The organism is Candidatus Zixiibacteriota bacterium (assembly GCA_014728145.1).
Lineage (GTDB): Bacteria > Zixibacteria > MSB-5A5 > JAABVY01 > JAABVY01 > WJMC01.
The window spans coordinates 1-14,005 of sequence record WJMC01000090.1; the positions used below are offsets into that span (position 1 = coordinate 1).

At 50.0% G+C, this 14,005-nt stretch carries 7 protein-coding genes; 3 read left to right on the plus strand and 4 right to left on the minus strand.

Annotated features, from left to right (window positions below; all coding sequences use genetic code 11):
• From GF404_05790 to GF404_05805, 4 genes are all read right to left on the minus strand, one after another.
• On the minus strand, positions 1-1,396 hold a 1,396-nt coding region (locus GF404_05790; GenBank protein ID MBD3381694.1), incomplete at its 3' end, for a DUF3857 domain-containing protein.
• An 11-nt stretch (positions 1,397-1,407) separates the two neighbouring features.
• On the minus strand, positions 1,408-3,411 hold the full coding sequence (locus GF404_05795) for a DUF3857 domain-containing protein (GenBank protein MBD3381695.1): 2,004 nt from the start codon (positions 3,409-3,411) through the stop codon (positions 1,408-1,410).
• Between the two features lie 141 nt (positions 3,412-3,552).
• Entirely contained in the window at positions 3,553-8,157 is a 4,605-nt protein-coding gene (locus tag GF404_05800) for a PAS domain S-box protein (protein MBD3381696.1), read from the minus strand.
• Positions 8,158-8,341: 184 nt separating this feature from the next.
• Positions 8,342-9,076 carry a hypothetical protein gene (locus tag GF404_05805; protein ID MBD3381697.1) on the minus strand — a complete coding sequence of 245 codons (735 nt, stop codon included), beginning with the start codon at positions 9,074-9,076 and terminating at the stop codon, positions 8,342-8,344.
• Between the two features lie 314 nt (positions 9,077-9,390).
• Here GF404_05805 and GF404_05810 point away from each other — a divergent pair, with 314 nt between their 5' ends.
• From GF404_05810 to GF404_05820, 3 genes are all read left to right on the plus strand, one after another.
• Positions 9,391-11,487 (plus strand): hypothetical protein, encoded by a 2,097-nt coding sequence (locus GF404_05810; protein MBD3381698.1) that lies wholly within the window; start codon positions 9,391-9,393, stop codon positions 11,485-11,487.
• Between the two features lie 239 nt (positions 11,488-11,726).
• A complete protein-coding gene (locus GF404_05815; protein MBD3381699.1) occupies positions 11,727-13,649 on the plus strand; it encodes a M28 family peptidase in 1,923 nt (640 codons plus the stop codon).
• 197 nt (positions 13,650-13,846) lie between these two features.
• On the plus strand, positions 13,847-14,005 hold a 159-nt coding region (locus tag GF404_05820), incomplete at its 3' end, for a hypothetical protein (protein ID MBD3381700.1).

A 14,005-nucleotide genomic window follows, 5' to 3' on the forward strand; every position in this document is an offset into this window, starting at 1 on the left:
CCCGGTAATCCATATAGCCATCCAGGCTAAGCGAGAAACTGCTTCTCAGGTCACCATTCTGGTCGAGATCATAAGTGGCATCGATGTTTGCAAGGTTAACCTCATGCGGAGGATCATAGGCCTCAATCAATTCCGCCCCGGTTTCTCTGACCAGCAGGCTTTTGACCGACTGCCCGTTCGGAAAATAACCAAAACGGCAGTAATCAGCAAACGGGTTGATCCAGACAGCGTCATTTCCCCGTTCACCGGGAACATAAACAAACATCGCGTTGTACTGGCAGAGGGCGGGCATATCAACCGCTGTTACAGGATCGGACTGGTTTACAAAAACCGGGTAAGCCTCGATCCCCGCCTCTTTCAGCATCGCAATCATAAGCACAGTCTTGTCACGCCAGTCACCATATTTATTATCTAAAACTTCGCTGGCGTCATGGGGTTCATAACCGCCCAATCCGAGCCTGAGGTTGACTTCACGGACGTTTTTGATGACATAAGTTCCGATTTCCTCGATCAGGTCGGCCCTGTTTTCGGACTGTTCCCGCAATTCACCGACCAGATCAATCATCTCGGGGCTGTTGTCGATATGCTTGAAGAACTTCTCCGCGAACCACGCTCCGACTTCATTCCAGGATTCAGCCGATGTGTATATAAGGCGCGGTGCGATCCTGTTCATGGGAGGCATATTGGGTTCGGGGATAATCTGCGAGGCGAAATCAGTCTCCCAGGTGTGGATCACTTCGTTGTCGAGCGTATCAACCGTGTAACTGACACCTTCATTCTGGAAAGTGTAATCGATATCCACGCCCAATGGAAGAATCAACTGCCTCTTCTTGGAAAGGATCGGATCCTCCTTTTGAAACAGGTCGGTATCCCAGAAAAACACTTTTTCATCTTTATCAGGCGCGCCGGACTTGGTCCTCAGGATTAGGTCGATCGTCACTCCCTTGCCGAGGGCCGGAAAAGATATCACCTTCTGCATGATATTCGAGTACATCGACGCACCCGAAAGCGACGATGGAGTGATATCATTGATCGCCTTTTCCTCGACCGTATAAATGTTGTTCTCCTGGTCAAAAGTCCGCGCCATCACGACTTCGATGGTATCGGATTCCACGTTATACTTGCGTTTCTGGTCACCGTAGCGACGTTTGCCGAGATCGTTAATGATCTTGATTACGAGATGCTCATCGGTGACAGAGCTGAAATCCGGATTGACCCTCGTAATCTGCTCATGTTTGAGCGTCATCGCCGAAGCATCCGGATACTGGGTCGCAGGTGGCGCCTGTTCAATCAGCTCGAGTATTTCCAGGGTTACTGAATCACTTTGGGCAGACAGGTTTGTCACCATGAACATGCCCAGTGCTATAAGCACAAAATATAATGTTCTGCGCATCATCAACCTCCCGATCAACTGTCTTCTTTGACCAGGATGATTTCACCCCGGCTGGATTTATCGCGGGCCTGCAGTATTTTCAAAAACTCCTGGTATTCTTCCGGAGAAAACTGCTTGCTGTCAACTAAGAACTTCTTATGAAACTGCACATTCAGTTTACCGGCCTTCGGTTCCGGAATGGCATAGCTGGTGTACGCAGTCTGGTAGGCTGAATGATCATATTTGAGGTCATGGTTTTCAGGGAATGATTTGAGATCATAGCCATCCGGTAAAATCAATGTCTCTTCCTCGACCGCCCCGAAAGTCAGGCCGATCCTGAGCGGGTGTTCACGTTCGGGAAGCTTGGCGGTCTCCAGGATAAACATCGAGAGGATGTCGAAATTGGAGGCCGAAAGAGGCATCTTAACCAGCAGGTAATCATCGGCGCTGAGCCCGTAATCTGAAACGGTGTAACCGAATTTGATGGTAATTGCGCTGTCCAGGTCATCGGGATCCGAAGTATCGAAATATGACAGGCTGGCCCCCGGCAGAGAGCTCTGCAACAACTGCGCAAACATCATCCGGGCCTGCTGTTTGGGCATCTGCTTCAAAGTCGACCGGATGATCATATCGTAAGTGGCATCCGCGACCATAACCACATCGCTTTTAAAACTGCCGTCGGCCTTCAACTCGCTTTCAGCTGATATGCGACCGAGATTTTCTGAAGCCGGTTGATGAGGTGTTTCCTGAAGCGAACGCCCTTCTTTGGTGCAGATCAGGACATCCTGCTCCTGCTCGTAACTGGGAAACAGCACAGGCAGGTTCTCGACTGTCGGGTCGGAAAAATAGTATCCGCCATTGTTATCCTTGACAGCGACGATGGCGTGATTGAAATGCAGATGTGGGATTTCGGATTCGATCTTCTGGCCAACCATGGTCAAAACGATTTCAGACTCGATATCCACCTCGCGCAACATCGCCACCATCAGCGCGGCCACATCACGGCAGACGCCGTACTTGGTCTCGAATGTCTCCACCACCTGTTTTGGCTCGAATCCCTTCTTCTTGCCGGTTCCCAGGCCCATGTAGCGGATTTCCTGGGCGACATAATGATAAACTGATGCGATGATTTCCTGTTTGGATTTGCCGGCGGTCAGCGAATCGATAACTGCCCTGAGCTCGTCGCTGAGAGCCATCTTGCTTTCGGCCACCTCGGCCCACCAGCGGGAGATTTCCTCCCAGGTGTCGACCGTGGTATAAATCACTGTCGGCGCAATCTCTGTTACCGGGGGCATCCCGATTTCGGTCACGATCGCCGGCTGATTTTCTGCCCACCAGGTGTAGGTGATTTTGCCGTCCTTTTTCTCCCGCTCGAAATTTACTTCGCCCCTGCGGACAACATATTTCAAGGGCATATCTTCCGGACCGGTTATCTTCACACGGCTGTGGATAATGGGTTCCGAAAACTGGAACACATTCAAACCATCAAAGACGCCGTCCATCGGTGAATGAAACAGGTGATCGGTATATTCTACTTCGATGAAATCACCGACCTGCAATCCCTTGAAGCTGATGATGATCTCGCGCGTGTCAGGCTGATAGATATTCATCGCCTCGGTCGCGCCCGAGACTATATCTTTGATATAGTCTTCCGGGACTTCGATCACTTCCCCGTCGGGCTTGATCACGCGGGCTTTATGCAGTGTCAGCGTATCGTAGACCTTGAAATAGTAGAGGTGCCTTTCGCCCAGCATATTTTTACCTTTTTCGGTCAGCACCCGGGTAAGTTCGTAGTACCTGTAATCGGCCTGCCCCTTGTGATTGTACTCGATTTCGACCTGGTCGTCGACCAGCACATAATTGGCATTGGGATACTCATCGATCCCGCCCACTGACTTGATCTTTGCGAGAAGTTCGGGCTCCGCCTGTTTGGCGAAAACCGTACTGATCATCCCCGACATGATCAAGAGACCGATCACGATAAGGGGGATAAATGTCTTTCTCATCGATTTCATCTGAAATCCTCCACTTTCATGCATTATATATGTAAATCGCTTAATTTCCTGTTAGCATATACATTCATGTTCAATAGTTATTCAAACGCAGTATCATAAAGAATAAGTTCCATAAGAGATTGATTTCTTTTCTGAGTTCATTAAGATAAAGTACGAAATGACAGGTTACTTGTTGCGCATATTATTATCCAGGTCCAGGGGTAATTCGATAACGAATTTAGTGCCCTGGCCGGGCTCGCTTTCTACATGGATTTTACCATGGTGCTCCTGGATGATCCGGTAGCAAATAGACAGCCCGAGGCCGGTACCGATCCCGACCCCTTTGGTGGTGAATCCGGGATCGAAAACACGCGGTAGATCTTTCGGTTCTATCCCGATCCCGTCATCTTCGATTTCTATCACTGCTTTATCATTGCGGATAAAAGTCCTGATATGGATTTTACCTTTGCCCCTGATCGCTTGCCTCGCGTTGTTCAGAAGATTCAAAAAGACCTGGTTGAGGCGTCCCGGGTAAACCGCCACAGGAGGCAGGTCACCATATTCGCGCACAACTTCGATATTATGCTTGATCTCGTGGTGAATCAAAGTCAGGGTGTCCTCCAGCCCCTCGTGGATATCGACACGCTTGAGTTCGGCCTCATCCAGGCGGGCGAAACTGCGTAGCCTGCGCACGATCGTGATCACCCGTTCACTGCCGGATTTGATCACACGGTTGGCTTCCCGGATAACATCCATATACTTTTGTAGTTCTTCGCTCTCCCGATAATGATTTTTAAGTTCGTTTTCGAGATATTTATTGAGCCTTTCGGTCGCCCTCATAAGTGAATTGTGCATACTCGCAACCGCTCCGATGGGTGTATTGATTTCATGCGCGATTCCTGCCACGAGCTGGCCCAGTGAGGCCATCTTTTCGGACTGCACAAGTTGAAGCTGGGTGTCGCGAAGTTCGCGGTTCGCCTCCTCGAGATCATCGAGTAATTGCTTCATCTCCGTAATATCATGCGCAACCCCGATAGCCTCGACAACTTTACCGGCTTCATCTCGGATGATCGAGGCACGCGTGTTAAACCAGCGGTAGGTGCCGTCCTTTGTACGAAATCTCTCCTGGTAACCTGAAAACTCGTGCTCGTGCAAAGGCATCCCCTCGGAGATCCACTGCTTTGATTCTTCAATGCTGTCAGGATGAAGCAACTCCATGGAGCTCTTGCCGATGTAACTTGCGGGGGAAAACCCGGTGATCTCCTCGAAACGCGGTGACAGGTACGTAAAGTTACCATCCCCGTCAAGCGAGAAAATAACATCATTGGCATTTTCCACCAGGGTACGAAACCGCCGTTCGGAAACCTTCAGGGCTTTCTCGAAACGCTTGCTCTCTATATATCCGCTGAAGATTTCGGCCGCTGTTTTCAGAAGCCTGATGTCCTCGTCATCGGTATCGTCACGGACATCCTTGCAGTCATCGAAACCGATAAATCCGTACCAACCGTTTTCGACCATAATCGGCAAAGCCAGAATGTACTTGACACCATGCAATTGCAGGAAGGCGCGCTCGTTTTCAGGGAAATCTTCGACATAACCTTCAACCGGCTGTCCGGATTCGAGAGTTTTCTTCCAGCGTTCAAAACCTTCTTGATATGGAATCATCGGGATCTCACCGTCGCCTCTTATTTCCTCCACGCTTACATCCTGGACCTCATGCACACTCCGCGCGCACAGCCCCCGGTCCGGATCAGAATAGTTCTCAAATACATATACATGGCTCGAACGGGAAGCGATCAAAAGGTGATACAATGCACGCTCGATCGCTTCATCCGGATCAGGCTCGTTTAACAGCGACTGCGTTGCCGCCGCCAGCCCTTCTTCGTACCAGACCCGTTTGGCTAGCGCTTCCTGGGCGCTTTTCTGATCCGTGATATTGCGACCGATACCGACAAAACACTCGAACTTTCCCTCGTCATTCTTTATTCCGAAAGCTGAGAGATCGACGTAGATTTTTCCGCCTTCTGAAGAATTCAACTTGTATTCGCCTCTGAAGCCCTCCGGGCTGAGTATCTTCTGCTGAAATTCTTCGTTTCCCAACCCCTCCATGATCTGATCCATCTTGCGCCCGACATTTTCCTCATGGCTCTGGCCTGTGAACTGCTGGTATGCCGGATTGGATTCGATATAATAACCCTCCGGATTCGCCACCACCATGCCGTCACGGGAATTTAAAAATATCTCGCGGTACAGCCTGAGTTTTTCCTCGGCCGCCTTGCGCTCGGTAATATCCCGCCCGATCCCCACGAAATGGGAGACATTGCCGTCCCGGTCACGGATCGGAAAGGCGGACAGGTCGAGCGTGATTATCTTGTCCGGCCGGATGAAATCGACTTCGCCCCGGTAACTTCCACGCTCTGTCAACTGGTGGTATATTTCCGGCCCCTGTTCATTTGCCAGCAACTCCATCAATTTCCTGTTGCGAAGTTTTTCAGGGTCAATTCCAAGGATGCTCTGGTGGGTCGGGTTCGATTCGATATAGCGCCCCTCCGGATCGGCGATCGCGATACCATCGAGTGAATTCAGGTAGATCTCGCGGTAGAGCCTCAGTTTATCCTCGGCTTGTCTTTGTTCGGTAATATCGATCCCGATCGCAACCACGTATTCAACCTCGCCGGAATCATCCAGAATAACCGTATTCGACCAGGAGATCAAGCGCCGTGAACCATCCTTGATCTTCCAGCAGTTTTCACCTTTGACAGGAGCACGGCTGTTTAATATATGTTTGAATCTTTGAGCCAGCGCTTCAGCCTCATCGGGCGTGATAAAGATATTCTGAAATTTCTTGCCCCGCACTTCAGCAAAAGCGTATCCGCTGACTTCTTCACAAGCCTTGTTAAAGCGCAGGATATCACCCTCGGGCGACAACACAACCACCAGCGCTCCAGCCGTGTCCAGTACAGCCGAGACGAAGTTACGTTCGCGCCGCAACTGAATTTCCGCTTCTTTTCGTTTGGTTATGTCATAAACCGCGCCGATGATTACAGTCTCACCCTCCAGCCGGGTCAATGACAGCGACAGGATTACCCAGATAATACTGCCGTCTGCGCGTTGCAAACGTGTTTCGAAACCCTGAACGTTTCCCGAGCGCTCCAGTTTCTCGACTACAAGCCGTCTATCGTCTTCATCGTAGTAGAAATCAGGGGTGCTTCTGCCAACCAGTTCCTCAGGTGGGACACCGATTAGATGTCCAAGATGATCGTTTCCAAACAACACGCGACCGTCCTCGAGACGGCTTATGATGGTCGGAATTGGCGAAGTGTCAACGATCAGGCGAAGTTGCGCATCAGCTTTCTTCATTTCCGTGATATCGGTGAACATCCAGGCTCGCCCCAATTCACGGTCGGATCGATCCCGAACAGTAACACTGAACACCGAGACATAGCGTTCAGAAGGCACTACCATCCTGAAAGCCCGGTTGTAGAGCGTTGTGATATCGAAGATATCTTCCAGGAGGCTGTCGGGATCCTGCTTTAAATTTTCGATCAATTCCGCATATTCATGCGGTTTTTCGAACCTGTCCGCTGTCTGCTCCAAAAAGCTCGTGACCTCGCTTCCCATTACCTGCTCGCTTTGCAGGTCGAAGAAATCGCAGGTACGACGGTTGGCGGCAGTGATTTTGCCGTCGACATCAGCCATAATGACAGCGGAACTGGAGGAGTCCAGAATGGACTGGAGTTCATCGCGACTGCGCGCCAGCAGACGAGCCTTCTCATCCAGCTCGCGATATGCGACCTGCAACGATTGAGTGCGCTCATCCACTTTCCGCTCCAGGGACTTGTATGCCCGGATATTGTCGACCGCCATTCCGACCATGTTAGCGAGCATCTCGAATCGGGTGACATCCTGTTCATCGAGATCACGCTCATGGTGCTGGAGGTTGCCCATAATCACTCCTATCGGACCGGCCTTAGTAGTCAATGGCGTCATAATGATCGCCTTGGTGCGAATGACCTGTCCCGGCTGTTTGGGCCAGCGACTGTCGCTGTTGAGATCACGTATCAATATCGTCTTGACTTCGTCCAGGCATTCATCAAAAACCGGTGGTCTGGAATCCGGATTTTCCCTGATATTACGCCGGAGGTTCTCGACCATTTCCTGCGGATCACGCGGGAAGCTGACCGAACGCAGGTGCCAGTCATCAGCATCGCGTACCAGAAGCGCGCCCCGGTCAAAATCGAGAGCTTCGGTCACATAACAGGCAACATCATCTAAAAGCGTATCCTCGTCAAAAATCTTGGTCAATTCGCTCGAGAGTTCATTCAATGAGGCTAATTGACGGTTGGCATATTCCAGGCGACGAGTACGCTCCTCTACCCTTTTTTCGAGGTTTTCGGAGTATTCATGCAGATCCAATCGCAGACGGTTATGCTCCAGCGCTTGATGGATATTGATCACCAGTTCACGGATTTCAAACGGCTTGAGTACAAAGTGAATCGCTCCCCGGCGAATCGCCTCCTCGGCCAGTTCGATCGTGCCATGGGCGGTGATTATTAGAAATGGAATATCGGGAACAGTTTTTTGAGCTCGCTTCAAAACCTCAAGACCATTTATCTGCGGCATATTAAGGTCGCACAGGATCACGTCAATTTTCTCACGCTCGAGAATATCCAGGCCGGCCCTGCCGCCAGACGCGGTTAAGACCTCGAAACGATCATGGTTGAGGCCTTCTTTGGTCTGCTCGAGAAGCTGTTTGTCATCATCGATGTAAAGTACTCTGATCTGATCCATCTGAAGTATATTACTCCGCAGAATTCTATGTTTGTTACCGCCTTGTAAAATATACGTTATTTTGATTCAACGCAATTCATTATCTACAAAGATTATACTGCTGTCGAACGCGGTAGTTTGTAGGCGGGCACATAAAAGCCCCCGACATCGCGGGGGCTTTATTTCTAAAGTGCTACATAATTATCTATAAACTTATGCCTGCCACCATATATGATACTTCAGCCTTGGGGTTGATCGCGAAAGTTACAAACAATGGCAGGCTGAACTCGTCGCTTATCTGAATCTCGCGCGATCCGGTGACACCGATATTGATGATAGCTGTTTCATCCGTGCCATAGTAGCCCGGATTGTCCTCGCTCCCCCCGGTACCACCGATAAAGAAATTGAGCTCTGTTTCATTTACCGCGGTATTATAATCGAGCTGGAAATAAGTGTTATTACCGGCATCGTTATAGACATTGATATACCCCGAAACACCTATCGGAAAGCTTTCCGGCCCGCTGACAGATGCCCCGATTTCAAGGGTATGAGCCCCCGCACCATCTTCATCGTCGTAGTTGTTAAAATTAAAGAAATCGACTCCGGAATTCGGGAAATAGTAATCTATAACCATAACTGATATCTCCACCCCGCTCTCCAGGGCCTGTGTGTAGCTCAGCCAGAAATCGATTTCATCGGAAGCAAATGCTTCGTTAGACAATGTGTAAGCTCCCCAGCTGCCAATTTCGAAACCGGCATAGCCGACTGCCAGGGTCGGTTGAAGGCTGGGTGTGTTGGCAATATCCAGCCCGCGCCAGAAATACCTGCTGACGATATCGACACCTGTGGTGATATCGACCTCCTCCTGCGCAACAAGTTGCGAGCAGGCACAAATCATAATTACAGCCAGTAAAACACTACATTCCTTAACAAGCTTCATCGGACCTCCTAAAATGATAATTTTGACAGTTCTACCCGTGTAAATATACCTGTTACAAACTGTAATGCCATATTAAACAAATTCACCTCAACTCGATTTTGACGCCCCATGACAATCCTACACATAATTGTATATATTTAGTGCGTCAGTTCCTAACTGTACTTTTACACTAATTGAATTGACATAAATATGATTGCTGTTTATATTTACAGGAGCTTCTGCAAATCATACCGGCATTAAACTGCGAAGCTTCAAGCCGGAAAAATGAAAAAAATACTGGTTTACTATAAGAACGCACAGGAAAGGACCTTACTATGAAATTAAGTCTGCCATCTCGCAAACCTGTCATACTTTCCGCGATAATTCTTATATTGCTATCATCGGTTTCTGTACAGGGAGCCGTTAACTTGTCAGACAGACCTCCATCTTTACGCCTGGAAAAAGCCGACACTGAACCTGTCAGCTTAAATAAGGAAATCCAGGTCACGACCATGTCCATGGCGGAATTCATCGAGCAATACTACGACACTGATAATCAGACCGAAGATCCGCTCAACCGCACCATCGAAGATTTCCTGCATCCTTCGATTGCAGACAGCGAGACGGGTGATTTGGCCCGGATGTTTGAGGGATATGACGGTGTCTCTCCTTACAGCCTGATTTACATCAACGGTTCCGATGATGACGGTCTGAACTGGACCGGCTGTTGCTGGATTCAGCAAAACGGCGGGACTTATCCATCGGTCAAATATCACGGCAGCGGTACCCAGTTCTACGGAACATATGTTCCACCTGGAGATTTCGTCAACGGCGCTGCTTTCATGTTAATCGACATCCCCGATCCGATGGACGCCAACGGCTGGGATGTCGGCTTTGGAGCATTCCAGGATCCATCCTGGCACGATATCAAGATGATAGAAATCGGGTTGGATGACAACCAGCAGTCCTGGAACTGGGGTTTTGAAGCGGCCATTATCAACTACGACAACGCCCAGTATGATTTCGACGACATACCGATCATTTTCGGTTTCACTGTATCTTCCGCCTATGCCGACTATCGCAGTGCCTACAACAACTGCAAGACAGTTACCGCCACGATAGACCCGACTAACGGCAAGGCATACTCGGCCTGGGATCGTCACGACACCACCGATGATCAGTACCAGTTGTTTATTCGCCGTGACTATTATTACGACTGGGCGGATACATCCCAGATCATCACGAGCAGTTTCACCGATCCTGAATGGCATATCCGTTACCCGGTACTGGCCGCCCAGGGCAACAACGTGCTCATGGCGGCGGCGGTCTACCATGACACTCTGCCGGGTGATTACGATATCCTGTGCTGGTATACCGACGATGGAGACATCGAAAGCATGACCAGTTTCTCGGTCGTGGCCGGGACTTCATCGCCGGAGAACTACCCGGAAATTTCCCATGTCAGTGGCGATATCTATGTCTGCACCTATATCACCGACAGCACTCTCTATGCCAGCCGGAGCCTCGATGCCGGACTCACATGGAGCGCACCGGTACAGGTTTCGGATACAGCTCATCGTGTCAGCGAGGATTACCGATCGGCAGACATCGGAGAAGGTGGCAACAAGGTGATCTATTCCTATCTCGATTCAGGCAGTGGCAATGTCCTCATGGCGGTCAGGCAGTTAAATCAGCTTGATTTCGACGGCGACGGCGTCCTGTTCTACGACGACAACTGCCTCTTCACAGCCAATCCGCTCCAGCAGAATTCGGATTCCGATATTTACGGCGATGCCTGCGATAACTGCCCAACCGATGCTAATCCGGACCAGGTTGATGCCGACTCGGACGGTATCGGCGATGATTGCGATGTCTGCCCCAGCGATCCTGATAATGATATCGATGGCGACGGTTATTGCGCGGGAGCGGACAACTGCCCGGCTGTAAACAATCCCTCCCAGGCGGACGCCGATGTCGACGGTATCGGTGATGCCTGCGATAACTGCCCGGCTGTCGCCAACGGCGGCCAGGAAGATGCCGACGGAGATGGCGAGGGCGACGAATGCGACAGCTGTACTGATACTGATGGCGACGGCTATGGGAACCCGGGCTATCCGGCCAATACCTGCGCGCTGGATAACTGCCCCGAAACAGCCAACCCGTCCCAGACAGATACGGATGGCGATGGGGCCGGCGATGTTTGCGATTTGTGCGGTAACGCCAACGGCGACCTTGTTGTGGACGTCTCCGACGCGGTTTATATCATCAATTTCGCGTTTGCCGGAGGCCCGCCACCGGTGCCGTATTCCCAGGCTGACGCAAACTGCGATACTTTAGTTGATGTTTCAGATGCTGTCTATATCATTAATTACGCCTTCAGCGGCGGAAACGATCCCTGCGATATCGACGGCGATACCATTCCCGATTGCTAAATTTCTTCTACGTGAGAAAACCCGCCGATTTCATTCGGCGGGTTTTTTGATCGTAAATGCCAATTTTTATCGCTTCCATTGCCGTATTTTCATGTAGAAGAATATTTGACTGTTTCGCTGTAATTAGTATATTTAGACCGGGTCCATACAGGTCTCACCTTAAATATTTGCACGAATACTGTCCCGGCTCGTCTGATTAAAGCACGCGCTGGTATAAAATAGTCAACAAGGAAGGGTTTATGAAAACTATATTTATGACCGCTATCATCCTGCTTTTAACATTTTTTCAAGCCCAGGCAACCGACCTCTACCGGGTAAGTCTGAACAGCCCCGATGACGCCATGCTTTTGAACGGTCTTAAAGTGGAACCCGTTCTCAGAGTCGGAGGAAATTATATTATTACCGCGCCTTCTGGTCAGATCGATAAATTGATCCAGAACGGTATGCAGGTCGAACTGATCGCGACACAGGTAGAACTGGATGACCTCTATCTCGATCGCCGCATGGATGACCGCAACAAACAGGCCTATCCGGTAATCTTTGAATACGAAGGCTACCGTTTACTCCTGGTCGAGGACTACCAGCCTCCTGTTGATGAAGTTCCGGATCTGATGCCTTTGCACAACGATTTCATGGAATTTAAGTATAAACCGGATTTCCAGTACGATACCGGCCTCAAAAAACTGCCACTCGACCTCGACTCGATTGCCGAGCTTGTCGACCAGGATACGCTGACTGCTTACCTCTATCACCTGCAGTCATATTTCCGCAGGGTGGCGGGTACAACCGAAATCTACAACACGCGTGACTGGATTCATGACAAGTTCGAATCCTTCGGCTACGATTCGGTCTACAACGATCCATTCACCGCCGAAATCGGCGGAATCGACCGCCCTTGCTATAATGTTGTGGCGGTCAAACCCGGAACGACATATCCCGAGATTGAAATCATCGTCGGTGCGCATTACGACGGCGTTCCCGGATCACCGGCGGTCGACGACAACGGCAGTGGAACTGTCGGAGTACTCGAACTCGCAAGGATTTTCAGCGGGCTCGAAACCGATGTGACTTTTAAATTCATAACTTTCGATGCTGAGGAATGGGGCCTCCACGGTTCCTGGGACTACGCCGATAAAGCTGTCGCTAACGGCGATAATATCCTGTTGATGTTCAACATGGACATGATCGCTCATATCCAGAATACTAACAGGGCCAACCTGAAACATGGCGACAACACCATGTTCGCACAGCAGTGGATCGCGCTTTCACAATCTATCAGCAATATAACCGGGTACCTGGCGGGAGGATCTTCCGGATCGGACCATCATCCCTTCGACCAGAACGGCTATGATGTGATCTTTTTGCAGGAATATTACTTCTCCTATGTATATCATTCTTACAATGACAGCACGACATACATCAATTTTGATTATCTCGACCGCATGGTAGAAACTTCGGCGGCCATGCTCTATCAACTCGGCACCAGCGATGATTTCGACAGCGACGGGATCGTCAACTCTGTGGATAACTGCCTGATCGTTCCCAACCTGGGGCAGGCTGACACAGACGCTGACCAGGTTGGCGATATGTGCGATAACTGTGTCGACACACCCAACCAGAACCAGGCCGATTCCGACCACGACGGCGTCGGTGATGCCTGCGACGGCAAAGTTCACTTCACTTTACAGGAACCGCCCGACGCGCTTTTAGGAATCTATTACGAGTTCCAGTTCGAAGCCCTGGGTGGAACACCGCCCTACACCTGGACTAAAATCGGCGGGCAGATACCCTATGGTATAACGCTTGAAGATAACGGCCTGCTGGCTGGAACACCCACCTGGTCATCAAACTACCAGTTTACGGTTCAACTCAGCGACGCCTCCAATCCACAACTGGCTGATACGACAACTTATACGATCGTTGTCGAAGAGGGTATGCTGTGCGGTGATTCAAACGGCGACACAACTGTCGATGTATCGGATGCGGTTTACATAATCAACTACGCCTTTGCCGGTGGCCCGGCACCGGATCCCTATGATCAGGCTGACGCCAACTGTGATACGCTGGTCGATGTTTCTGATGCTGTCTATATCATTAACTACGCTTTCAGCGGTGGCAATGATCCCTGCGATATCGACGGTGATACAGTCCCCGATTGCTAATTACAAACATATTGGCTATTATACCGCCCGAGAAATCGGGCGGTTATCATTCTGATAAATAATACTTGCATATATGGTACTGTTTTAGTAGTATTCAGGTAAGTGACTGACTTCCGCTTCTGATTTTCACATCTTAGTTTTTTCTACGCGGGAATCGATTATAAGCCTATCATGATTTGTTTTCGGAGCGGGGATTAATGCGACAGACAAGTTGGGTCAGACTTGACCTGATCATCGCCATTACATTCGCACTTGCAGGTATTCTGCTGATCAACCTGCTTTTTTCACCGGAATCGATCCTGACCGTCATAGACATAAGCTCCAATGGACTCTTTCTCAGGATCATTCTCACAGGC